Source organism: Pedobacter sp. NJ-S-72 (assembly GCF_053890575.1).
In genome coordinates, this window is the sequence record NZ_CM132681.1 from 3,141,457 (window position 1) to 3,153,161 (window position 11,705).

General features: G+C 42.5%; 6 protein-coding genes, 2 tRNA genes, 4 rRNA genes and 1 pseudogene. 2 read left to right on the forward strand and 11 right to left on the reverse strand.

Going from position 1 to position 11,705, the window contains the following annotated elements; translation table 11 throughout:
- Positions 1-3: 3 nt before the first annotated feature.
- The 6 genes and pseudogenes from rsmH to rrf (ACWYN3_RS21085) all read right to left on the reverse strand — a co-directional run bounded on the left by rsmH (position 4) and on the right by rrf (ACWYN3_RS21085) (position 4,581).
- A pseudogene (rsmH, locus tag ACWYN3_RS21060) lies at positions 4-911 on the reverse strand (16S rRNA (cytosine(1402)-N(4))-methyltransferase RsmH).
- Positions 901-1,368 (reverse strand): division/cell wall cluster transcriptional repressor MraZ, encoded by a 468-nt coding sequence (gene mraZ / locus ACWYN3_RS21065; protein ID WP_041883311.1) that lies wholly within the window; start codon positions 1,366-1,368, stop codon positions 901-903. The pseudogene rsmH and the gene mraZ overlap by 11 nt, the downstream one beginning before the upstream one ends.
- A 192-nt stretch (positions 1,369-1,560) precedes the next feature.
- Entirely contained in the window at positions 1,561-2,754 is a 1,194-nt protein-coding gene (locus tag ACWYN3_RS21070) for a phosphoglycerate kinase (protein WP_456216219.1), read from the reverse strand.
- Between the two features lie 80 nt (positions 2,755-2,834).
- The gene (locus tag ACWYN3_RS21075; RefSeq protein WP_456216220.1) at positions 2,835-3,272 is read right to left on the reverse strand and encodes a GNAT family N-acetyltransferase; all 438 of its coding nucleotides are present in this window, start codon (positions 3,270-3,272) and stop codon (positions 2,835-2,837) included.
- Positions 3,265-4,257 carry a type I glyceraldehyde-3-phosphate dehydrogenase gene (gap, locus tag ACWYN3_RS21080; RefSeq protein ID WP_456216221.1) on the reverse strand — a complete coding sequence of 331 codons (993 nt, stop codon included), beginning with the start codon at positions 4,255-4,257 and terminating at the stop codon, positions 3,265-3,267. Before gap ends, ACWYN3_RS21075 begins: the two co-directional genes overlap by 8 nt.
- 212 nt (positions 4,258-4,469) lie before the next feature.
- Positions 4,470-4,581, reverse strand: a 5S ribosomal RNA gene (gene rrf / locus ACWYN3_RS21085).
- A gap of 251 nt (positions 4,582-4,832) precedes the next feature.
- Here rrf (ACWYN3_RS21085) and ACWYN3_RS21090 point away from each other — a divergent pair.
- On the forward strand, positions 4,833-5,591 hold the full coding sequence (locus tag ACWYN3_RS21090; RefSeq protein WP_456216222.1) for a retropepsin-like aspartic protease: 759 nt from the start codon (positions 4,833-4,835) through the stop codon (positions 5,589-5,591).
- Positions 5,592-5,610: 19 nt separating this feature from the next.
- Entirely contained in the window at positions 5,611-6,096 is a 486-nt protein-coding gene (locus ACWYN3_RS21095; protein WP_456216223.1) for a PDZ domain-containing protein, read from the forward strand.
- Positions 6,097-6,197: 101 nt separating this feature from the next.
- Here ACWYN3_RS21095 and rrf (ACWYN3_RS21100) read toward each other — a convergent pair.
- From rrf (ACWYN3_RS21100) to ACWYN3_RS21120, 5 genes are all read right to left on the reverse strand, one after another.
- Positions 6,198-6,309: ribosomal RNA gene (gene rrf, locus ACWYN3_RS21100) — 5S ribosomal RNA — on the reverse strand.
- Positions 6,310-6,478: 169 nt separating this feature from the next.
- Positions 6,479-9,360, reverse strand: a 23S ribosomal RNA gene (locus tag ACWYN3_RS21105).
- Positions 9,361-9,593: 233 nt separating this feature from the next.
- Positions 9,594-9,667 (reverse strand) — tRNA-Ala (locus tag ACWYN3_RS21110).
- Between the two features lie 15 nt (positions 9,668-9,682).
- Positions 9,683-9,756: transfer RNA gene (locus ACWYN3_RS21115), tRNA-Ile, on the reverse strand.
- 164 nt (positions 9,757-9,920) lie between these two features.
- Positions 9,921-11,441, reverse strand: a 16S ribosomal RNA gene (locus ACWYN3_RS21120).
- The 16S, 23S and 5S rRNA genes sit together here with 2 tRNA genes alongside, the layout of an rRNA operon.
- Positions 11,442-11,705 lie beyond the last annotated feature (264 nt).

The window sequence follows — 11,705 nt, forward strand, 5'->3', positions numbered from 1 at the left end:
ATCTTAGATCTTTTCTCCAATTCTCAATTTTGCACTTCTGGATCTGCTGTTTCTCTCCAGCTCGTCCTCTTCAGCAATCACCGCTTTACGCGTAATTGCTTTATAAGGTTTTTCTTCATTACCAAAGAAATCCTTATCCGCTTCTCCTCTGATTTTCCCTTTAGCAATAAAATTCTTTACCGGTCTGTCTTCCAGTGAATGATAAGACATCACGACTAATCTGCCCCCTGGGCTTAACACCTCGGCAGTTTGTAATAAAAAGCTTTCCAGCACCTCGATTTCAGCGTTAACCTCGATACGTAAAGCCTGGAATACCTGTGCCATGTATTTATTCTCTTTTCCTTTAGGAATATGAGCACCAGCAGCCGTTTTAAAATCAGCCAGTGTTACAATAGGCTGTCCTGCACGGAACGTAACCACAGCTCTGGCTAATGATTTCGCATTTTTGACCTCACCGTATATCCCAAATATTTTATGAAGTTTATCCTCTGTATAGGTATTTAAAACATCAGCAGCAGTAAGCTTGCCTTGTATCCATCCATACGCATATCCAAAGAAGATTCAAATCTTGTTGAAAAACCTCTTTCCGGCTCATTAAACTGATGTGACGAAACACCAAGATCAGCCAGAATACCATCTACCTGTTTGTATCCAAGTAAACGAAGGTTGTTTTTCAGGAAAGCAAAATTCTGATCAACGAACAAAAAGCGTGGATCATCAATCTTATTTCTTTGCGCATCAGGATCCTGATCAAAAGCGATGAGTATACCGTCTTTTCCCAGTTTAGACAAAATCTCTCTTGAATGACCACCACCGCCAAAGGTAACATCGACATATACGCCATTAGGTTTGATATTCAAACCATCAATACATTCTTTCAAAAGTACTGGTACATGATAATTATTTTCCATCTTCCCCCCTGTTTTTATTTCCCATCACTTCTTCTGCCAGATTTGCAAAATCTTCCGGCTCACTGTCCAGTAAATTATCGTATGCAGTTTTAGACCAAAGCTCTATTTTATCAAACTGACAAGACAGAATTACCTCTCCATCTATACCTGCAAATTCCAATAATGACTTCGGAAGATTGACTCTACCCGAAGCATCCAGCGTCAATTCTGTCGCGCCACGCGTAAAAAACCGAATAAATTCCCTGGTTTTCTTCTCGTATTGGTTCAGTTTACTCAGCTCTTCCACTATTCCTTCCCACACTTTTTTAGGGTAGATGACCAGGTGCTTTTCAAAACCTCTATTTATCACAAGTCCCTCTTGCTCAACGTTTGGCAATTGTTTTTTCAGATTCGACGGGACCATCATGCGGCCTTTCGTATCCAATTTACAATCAAATTCTCCAAGTAGTTGAACCATTTTAGTATCTACACATTTTATGTAGTGTAAAAATAGACACTTCTACCACTTTTTACCACAATCTACCACAAAAAAGTTATCAACATAAATTACTTCCCACATTCTACCACCATACATGAAAAAAGGCCGCTTTAAAAAGCGGCCTTCTAAAAGGATGATAATCCTGTGGAAATTTTTTTATTGATTTTAACCTTATCCGTTAATCGCCTTTACACCAGGCAGTTCTTTACCTTCCATGTATTCAAGCAAAGCACCGCCACCTGTAGAAACATAACTTACTTCATCTTCCAGGTTGAATTTGGCAATTGCAGCAGCAGAATCACCGCCACCGATTAAAGAAAATGCACCATTTTCTTTTGTTGCAGCTACAACCGCTTCAGCGACTGCACGTGTACCCTGCTCAAAATTAGCCATTTCAAAAACGCCCATAGGACCGTTCCATAATAAGGTTTTAGATTTCTTAATCACTTCAGAGAAAAGCGCAACTGACTTAGGGCCAATATCCAGTCCCATCCAGTCTGCCGGAATATGACCTGCGTCAACATCTTTCTTTTCTGCGTTATTGTCAAATTTATCAGCAATAACAGTATCCAGTGGTAAAAGTATGTTTACACCTTTAGCTTTTGCTTTTTCCAGTAATTGCAGACAAAGTTCCATACGGTCTGCTTCCAGTAAAGAAGTACCTATTTCACCACCTTGTGCTTTACTGAAAGTATAAGCCATACCTCCACCAATAATCAGGTTATCTACCTTTTCCAGTAAACTTTCGATTAACAGGATTTTGTCTGATACTTTTGCTCCACCCATAATTGCAGTGAAAGGTTTTTCAGCATGATGATTGATTTTTTCCGCATTTTTCAACTCTTCTGCCATCAGGTAACCAAAGTATTTTTCTGTAGGGAAAAACTCAGCAATGATTGATGTGGAAGCATGTGCACGGTGAGCTGTACCGAAAGCATCATTAACATATACGTCACCTAATTTTGCAAGTTTAGCTGCAAAATCTTTATCTCCTTTTTCTTCTTCTTTGTAAAAACGAAGATTTTCTAATAATAAGACTTGTCCGGGAACAAGATTTCTGGCTTTCTCAACAGCAGAAGCTCCGATACAATCGTCTGCAAATTTCACTTCAAGATCAAGCATTCTTGATAAATCACCCAAAATGTGTTTCAGCGAAAATTGATTTTCAGGACCTCCTTTTGGACGGCCTAAATGCGACATTAAAATCACAGATCCACCATCATTCAAAATTTTAGTGATCGTTGGCAATGCAGCACGCATTCTTTTATCATCAGTGATATTGAAATCTTTATCTAACGGTACATTAAAATCTACCCTTACAAGAGCTTTCTTATCCTTGAAATCACATTGGTCAATTGTTTTCATCTTATATCTAATTTTTAGGTGTTAAATGGAGCTATTATCCTTTTATGAGGATAAATAACAACGTTTCTTGTTATAAATATTTATTTCTCGGCTATTTGGCTAAACATATCATAATGCGGACCGACTCCTGGGATATCAAATTCATCAGAAATGACTTCAAAACCCAGTCTGCTGTAAAAACCTACTGCAGCAGTCCTTGCATTACACCAAATATAAGAAGCGTGAACCGATCTAAGCTCATTAAGTGCAAAATTAATCAGTTCTGCACCAAAACCCTGACCTGCATAAGCGCGATCGGTAGCCATTCCGCGTAATCTGAATCCTCCGGCCCCTCTTTCTTTATAATCTTCAGGCATAAATGTGCCTATACATACCAGTTTTTCATCGGCAAAGCAACCTAAATGAAAAGTGCCTTCTCTATTATCTGTAGGAAAAACGCATTCTTCGGGTGGCATATTATTTCTTAGCACGGAACTTCTTAAAGGTAGAGTCTGCTCTTGTGAAATCCTTTTAATCATAAAGGGCTGAAATTTTTGTTACCAAATCTACCAATCTTGCAGAATAACCGGATTCATTATCATACCAGCCCACAACCTTAACCAGATCACCAACGATAGAGGTAAGCTGTGCATCAAAAATACAAGAGTGTGTATTATCTAATATATCAACCGAAACGATCGGGTCTTCTGTATATTCCAGCACCGCATTCATTTCGTTTTCTGCGGCTGATTTAAAAGCATCATTAATTTCTTCAATGGTTGCTTTTGATTTCAGGATACAGGGAAAATCAGTCAAAGACCCATTTAATACCGGAACGCGGATTCCAGCCCCGCCTAATTTTCCTTCCAGATGAGGAAAAATATTGGTAATTGCTTTTGCCGCTCCTGTACTTGTAGGAATAATAGATGCCGAAGCAGCTCTCGCCCTTCTTAAATCCTTATGTGGTGCATCATGCAGGTTCTGATCACCAGTCATGGAGTGGACAGTTGTGATATAGCCATCAAGAATCCCCCATTTATCATCAAGGATCTTCACCATAGGTGCTACGTTATTAGTTGTGCAGGAAGCATTAGAAATAATATCTGCACTTAAATCAATTGCAGCATCGTTAACCCCTAATACAAACATTGGAATATCTTTATCTGCCGGAGCCGAAATCAGTACCTGTCTGGCCCCTGCCAGCAGATGTTTACCTGCCCCTGTTCTGCTAGTAAACTTACCTGTAGATTCTAAGACAACATCGATTTCTAAAACCTTCCACGGTAAATTTTCGGGTTGTGACTCTCTATAAACCCTGATTCGCCTTCCATTAATAATCAGCGCTTCATCATCGAAGGTCACCTCTCCCTTAAAACCACGGTGAACTGTATCATATTTAAAAAGGTGTGCTAAAGTCTTCAGATCACCAAGATCATTTATAGCTACCACATTGATATCTTTCTCTAGTGCCGCACGTAAAAACATACGGCCTATCCTACCAAAACCATTAATTGCTAATTTCATGTTATATTCAATTGACGGCACAAAACTAGCTATATTCTTCGGGGTTAACCCATGATATTTGATTGTTTTACATCTAGTTTATAGATCAATGAATAACAATGGTTTAAAGAGTTTAAATGGCTATAGGAACACAAAAAAATTATAGAATTTACAATTCAAGGCACTATTAAAACAAGAAAAGCCTGCAGTTTTCACTACAGGCTTTCTTTAAGATTTGGCACCGACCTACTCTCCCACGTGTTACCGCAGTACCATCGGCTCTGGTGGGCTTAACTTCTCTGTTCGGAATGGGAAGAGGTGGACACCACCGATATAGACACCTAAATATTTTGAACGTTTATAAAAAACGCTTAATGTCTTATTGATGCCTCAAAGATAGCTAAAAAACTCATATATCACCTATTTTTTACAAAAATTCACCGTTAGCTTAACAATTCTTTTTTGTATATTTAATATAAAGAATTTCTAACCAAACATATTTCTTACCCTTAGATTCAGCATTCCCCGGCTTTTATTGGTGTTATCTGTCTTATAATTTTGAAAATTATGTTCCCCTGGAAATTATAACCAGAATTATGATGATCCAACGCCTCTCCAAGCATCCCATCAAATTAAGATTATTCCTGATTTCGGCTATACTAATTATAATGTCCCTGCACTTTCAAAGTACGCTCTATGCACAGAGTTTTGAATTTAGCGGAGGCCGTCAAAAGCAAACGATCAGTTTTACCATGGTGAAGAACCTGATCGTTATTCCTGTTTATATTAATGGCAAAGGACCTTATAATTTTCTATTAGATACAGGTGTAGCCCAAATGATTATAACTGACACTACTTTTCTGGCCGATTTAGATATTAAAAATGCCCAGACTGTAAAAGTTCAGGGATATGGTTTTGGTGATAATATCGAGGCTGTTTTAACCCGAAATATCACTGCAAAAGTCGGTAAAGCAACAATTAAGAATATACCTACTGCGATCTTCAAAAAGGACATTTTCGACCTGTCCAGTTATCTTGGTATTAAAATATATGGAATTCTTGGATATTATTTCTTCAACAGTTTTGTAGTGAAGATCAATTATAGTGCAGGCAGACTTACATTTTACAGCCCTGATGCAAAAATAGAACCTAAAGGGACAAAACTACCTATACAAATTACAAGCGGTAAGCCTTATCTAACTACACAAATAGAAACAGCTGGCCTCGGGAAAATAGATGTTGAACTACTCATTGATAACGGATCCAGTCATCCATTAATGATGGAATCACTGAATGACAAACCCTTTCCCCCTTCCACAAAAAGTAATCCCTGCAAATCTGGGTGTTGGAATTAATGGTATAATCAATGGGTCCATGGGCCGGATACCTACGCTTACACTTGGAGCTTATTCCTTTAATGAAGTATTAACAGGATTTCCAGACTACAATATCGAACGCTCAACACTTGAAGGTAAACCACGTAATGGTAGTCTTGGATCCGATATACTGCGACATTTCCTGGTTACTTTTGATTATCCAAATGGAGCATTATACCTCAAAAGGACAAATAATACCCCGCCTAAATTTGAGCATGACATGTCCGGGCTGGAAATCTATGTGATACAAGGAACTAAGGATAGATTTTATATTGGAAGAATTGAATCAGGATCTCCCGGGGAAGAAACCGGTTTGCAGCCAGATGATGAGATTGTAGCCATAAATTTTAGTACTGTACAGCATTTCACACTTAATGATTTAACTGAATTACTGAAAGAACATGACGGTAAACAGATCCTCATTGAAATAATGAGAGGTTTTGATAAACATGTTTATCTGCTTAAGTTGAAAAAGAGAATCTAGTTCATAAATTTCTTTAAATTCTTGCCAAGGGGTTCGAATTCCTCTTCAGAAAAAGGTTATAAACAAGAAAAGCCTGTAGTTTCCTACAGGCTTTCTTTAAGATTTGGCACCGACCTACTCTCCCACGTGTTACCGCAGTACCATCGGCTCTGGTGGGCTTAACTTCTCTGTTCGGAATGGGAAGAGGTGGACACCACCGATATAGGCACCTAAATGTCTTTATCCAGCTTTTGTTATTATTACTCGATTGATATTTTTTTATAGTTTGTCCTTTTCAGTTCCGGTTTTTACATTGCTGCATTATACCTTTCCATCTTTGGAATCAAACGATGACATATTATTGAAAGAAGTTAGTTATGAAGAACAAACAACAGTTTATTGCTCTTGAAAGCTTCGGATGATTAGTATTACTCGACTATGCTGTCACCAGCTTTACATCTATAACCTCAACAACGTAGTAGTCTGCTACGGTCCTATATGGAATTCTCATCTCGTGGCTAGTTTCGCACTTAGATGCTTTCAGCGCTTATCTATTCCCAACGTAGCTACTCTGCAATGCCCCTGGCGGAACAACAGATTCACTAGAGGTTAGTCCAACCCGGTCCTCTCGTACTAAGGTCAGCCCCACTCAAAATTCCTACGCCCACAACAGATAGGGACCGAACTGTCTCGCGACGTTCTGAACCCAGCTCGCGTGCCACTTTAATCGGCGAACAGCCGAACCCTTGGGACCTTCTCCAGCCCCAGGATGTGACGAGCCGACATCGAGGTGCCAAACCTCCCCGTCGATATGAGCTCTTGGGGGAGATCAGCCTGTTATCCCCAGCGTACCTTTTATCCTTTGAGCGATGGCCCTTCCATGCAGAACCACCGGATCACTATATCCGTCTTTCGACCCTGCTCGGCTTGTCTGCCTCACAGTCAAGCAAGCTTATGCTATTGCACTCCTCATACGGTTACCAAGCGTATTGAGCTTACCTTTGAAAGCCTCCGTTACCTTTTTGGAGGCGACCACCCCAGTCAAACTACCCATCAAACAATGTCCCCCCCGAAAGGGGTTAGACACCGAATACAAAAAGGGTGGTATTTCAACGTTGACTCCACAACACCTAGCGATGCCACTTCATAGTCTCCCACCTATCCTACACATCTTGTATCCAATGTCAATGTTAAATTGTAGTGAAGGTGCATGGGGTCTTTCCGTCCCGTTGCGGGTACCCGGCGTCTTCACCGGGACCACAATTTCACCGAGCTCATGGCTGAGACAGCGCCCAGATCGTTACACCATTCGTGCAGGTCGGAACTTACCCGACAAGGAATTTCGCTACCTTAGGACCGTTATAGTTACGGCCGCCGTTTACTGGGGCTTCGATTCAATGCTTCTCCTTACAGATGACATCCCCTCTTAACCTTCCAGCACCGGGCAGGTGTCAGGCCTTATACTTCATCTTTCGATTTTGCAAAGCCATGTGTTTTTGTTAAACAGTCGCCTGGGCCTTTTCACTGCGGCTGACATTGCTGTCAGCGCCCCTTCTCCCGAAGTTACAGGGCCATTTTGCCGAGTTCCTTAGCCATGATTCACTCGAGCACCTTAGAATTCTCTTCCCGGATACCTGTGTCGGTTTGCGGTACGGGTTTTTATAACCTGAAGCTTAGCGGTTTTTCTTGGAAGTCTGATTACCTGCGCTATCCACTTACCCGAAGGCTTGCGGTACTATCGACCTTTAGCTAGAGTGGCGGATTTGCCTACCTCTCCAATACCTACAGTCTTTAACGATCTATTCCGTCAGATCGCGGCAGTGTCACTACTCCGTCCCCACATCGCAGTTATAAAAAGTACTGGAATATTAACCAGTTGTCCATCGAATTTCCCCTTCGGGTTCTCCTTAGGCCCCGACTAACCCTGATCCGATTAGCGTTGATCAGGAAACCTTATCCTTTCGGGGGCAGGTTTTTCTCGCCTGCCTTATCGTTACTTATGCCTACATTTGCTTTTCCAGAAGCTCCACCACAACTTACGTCATAACTTCGCTGCCGCTGGAATGCTCCCCTACCGTAATAAATTCATATTACCCATAGCTTCGGTGTACTACTTTATGCCCGTTTATTATCCATGCACGATCGCTCGACTAGTGAGCTGTTACGCACTCTTTAAATGAATGGCTGCTTCCAAGCCAACATCCTAGCTGTCTAGGCAATCGCACCTCGTTAGTTCAACTTAGTAGTAACTTGGGGACCTTAGCTGATGGTCTGGGTTCTTTCCCTCTCGGCCCGTGACCTTAGCACCCCGGGCCTCACTGCAGTGTATATTTAATAGCATTCGGAGTTTGTCTGGATTTGGTAGGATTTGACTCCCCCGCACCCAATCAGTAGCTCTACCTCTATTAAACTTTACCACCACGCTGTTCCTAAAAACATTTCGGGGAGTACGAGCTATTTCCCAGTTTGATTAGCCTTTCACCCCTACCCACAGATCATCCGGAAACTTTTCAACGTTTATCGGTTCGGTCCTCCAGTACGTGTTACCGCACCTTCAACCTGTCCATGGGTAGATCACAAGGTTTCGCGTCTACCTCCCCTGACTATACGCCCTATTCAGACTCGCTTTCGCTTCGGCTGCGTGTCTTAAACACTTAACCTTGCCAGAGAAGAGTAACTCGTAGGCTCATTATGCAAAAGGCACGCCGTCACGCCACCTGGACGCTCCGACCGCTTGTAAGTACACAGTTTCAGGTTCTATTTCACTCCCCTGTTCGGGGTTCTTTTCACCTTTCCCTCACGGTACTGGTTCACTATCGGTCTCTCAGGAGTATTTAGCCTTACCGGATGGTGCCGGCAGATTCCCACAAGGCGTCTCCGACCTCGCGGTACTCAGGATACTACTAGACTAATGTTACTTACGTGTACGCGGCTCTCACGCTATCTTGCCAGGCTTCCCATCCTGTCCACTTCATTTCATTAATGCCATATTGTAGTCCTACAACCCCAGCTATGCCGTAACATATCTGGTTTGGGCTCTTTCCCGTTCGCTCGCCACTACTTAGGAAATCATTATTATTTTCTCTTCCTCTGCTTACTTAGATGTTTCAGTTCGGCAGGTTTGCGCATCGTAATGCGACTAGTCTTCAACTAGCCAGGTTTCCCCATTCGGAAATCTCCGGATTAATTCATATTTGCTAATCCCCGGAGCTTATCGCAGCTTATCACGTCCTTCATCGCCTCTGAGAGCCAAGGCATCCCCTGTGTACTCTTTCTTACTTTCTTCTCTCCATAGCCTTTTGCGCCTATGGAAATGCTTTTTTTGATTGTTATTAACCCTTTCGTTAGTTCATATGCAAGCACATTCACTTCCTCAAAGCTAACAACGTCTCTATTGTTGTTTGCTCTTCTTTATTAACTTCTTCCAATATGTCAAAGAACTTTATTGTCCCAGATACCCAGTATTGCTACTTCGTACCCTATTTCTCGTGTCTTTTATCTTAAACACGGGCCAATTGTGGAGAATAACGGAGTCGAACCGTTGACCTCCTGCGTGCAAGGCAGGCGCTCTAGCCAGCTGAGCTAATCCCCCTTAGAATATATAATGTAGTCCCGAGCAGATTTGAACTGCTGACCCCTACATTATCAGTGTAGTGCTCTAACCAACTGAGCTACGGGACTAAATTGTCTTAACTTTCAGTAGGTGAACAACACTAATTTTGATGTTTCATCCTATGGGTTTTCTTTTGAGATTTTATTGTCATTTACTATATATACTAAAACACCTCTCTTTCGAGTCCTTGTTAGTATATCATTTACGCAGCGAGTAATCTACCTTTCTCCAGAAAGGAGGTATTCCAGCCGCACCTTCCGGTACGGCTACCTTGTTACGACTTAGCCCCAGTTATCGGTTTTACCCTAGGACGCTCCTTGCGGTTACATACTTTAGGTACCCCCAACTTCCATGGCTTGACGGGCGGTGTGTACAAGGCCCGGGAACGTATTCACCGTATCATTGCTGATATACGATTACTAGCGAATCCAACTTCAAGAGGTCGAGTTGCAGACCTCTATCCGAACTGTGAATGGCTTTTGGAGATTTGCTTGCTGTTACCAGCTTGCTGCCCTCTGTACCATCCATTGTAGCACGTGTGTAGCCCCGGACGTAAGGGCCATGATGACTTGACGTCGTCCCCTCCTTCCTCTCTGTTTGCACAGGCAGTCTGTTTAGAGTCCCCACCTTAACGTGCTGGCAACTAAACATAGGGGTTGCGCTCGTTGCGGGACTTAACCCAACACCTCACGGCACGAGCTGACGACAGCCATGCAGCACCTAGTTTCGTGTCCTTGCGGACTCATCTATCTCTAAATGATTCACTAACTTTCAAGCCCGGGTAAGGTTCCTCGCGTATCATCGAATTAAACCACATGCTCCTCCGCTTGTGCGGGCCCCCGTCAATTCCCTGAGTTTCAATCTTGCGACCGTACTCCCCAGGTGGAATACTTAACGCTTTCGCTTAGCCGCTAACTGTGTATCGCTAACAGCGAGTATTCATCGTTTAGGGCGTGGACTACCAGGGTATCTAATCCTGTTTGATCCCCACGCTTTCGTGCCTCAGCGTCAATAAAATCATAGTAAGCTGCCTTCGCAATCGGTGTTCTGTGACATATCTATGCATTTCACCGCTACTTGTCACATTCCGCCTACCTCTAATTCATTCAAGCTCTTCAGTATCAAGGGCACTGCGATGGTTGAGCCACCGTCTTTCACCCCTGACTTAAAAAGCCGCCTACGCACCCTTTAAACCCAATAAATCCGGATAACGCTTGGATCCTCCGTATTACCGCGGCTGCTGGCACGGAGTTAGCCGATCCTTATTCCTTCGGTACATTCAGCTACTTACACGTAAGTAGGTTTATTCCCGAATAAAAGCAGTTTACGACCCAGAGGGCTGTCTTCCTGCACGCGGCATGGCTGGTTCAGAGTTGCCTCCATTGACCAATATTCCTTACTGCTGCCTCCCGTAGGAGTCTGGTCCGTGTCTCAGTACCAGTGTGGGGGGTCATCCTCTCAGATCCCCTAGACATCGTGGTCTTGGTGGGCCGTTACCCCGCCAACTAACTAATGTCACGCATGCCCATCTTAATCCTATAAATATTTGATCATTGTACAATGCTGTACTGTGATTTTATGCGGTGTTAATCCGAATTTCTTCGGGCTATCCCCCTGATTAAGGTAGGTTGCATACGCGTTACGCACCCGTGCGCCACTTTCCTCCTTAGCAAGCTAAAGAGTATCGTTCGACTTGCATGTATTAGGCCTGCCGCTAGCGTTCATCCTGAGCCAGGATCAAACTCTCCATTGTAAAATGTTGTTGTTTGAACACTGACCATTCTTAACTTGTATTAATAATAGTCTTATTCTTATTTGTCTGTCAGAATAGACTTAAAAAACTCGCGCGGTTCATGTACTTTGAACTTGTACGTGTTTACCTCGCTACGTTTGTAAATGACATCTCTTTAATGAACTTATCGACTTAACCTCACGGCAGTCTATATATTTTCCAATGGTTACTCTCTATTTCCTAAAGTCTTAATGTTCTTCAGGTATTTTCCAGCTCTCATCGTTT

What these genes read in the sequence shown, in the direction of transcription:
- mraZ (WP_041883311.1), bottom strand. Translation starts at nt 1,368, where the DNA reads ATGGTTCAACTACTTGGAGAATTTGATTGTAAATTGGATACGAAAGGC.
- ACWYN3_RS21070 (WP_456216219.1), bottom strand. Translation starts at nt 2,754, where the DNA reads ATGAAAACAATTGACCAATGTGATTTCAAGGATAAGAAAGCTCTTGTA.
- ACWYN3_RS21075 (WP_456216220.1), bottom strand. Translation starts at nt 3,272, where the DNA reads ATGATTAAAAGGATTTCACAAGAGCAGACTCTACCTTTAAGAAGTTCC.
- gap (WP_456216221.1), bottom strand. Translation starts at nt 4,257, where the DNA reads ATGAAATTAGCAATTAATGGTTTTGGTAGGATAGGCCGTATGTTTTTA.
- ACWYN3_RS21090 (WP_456216222.1), top strand. Translation starts at nt 4,833, where the DNA reads ATGATGATCCAACGCCTCTCCAAGCATCCCATCAAATTAAGATTATTC.
- ACWYN3_RS21095 (WP_456216223.1), top strand. Translation starts at nt 5,611, where the DNA reads ATGGGCCGGATACCTACGCTTACACTTGGAGCTTATTCCTTTAATGAA.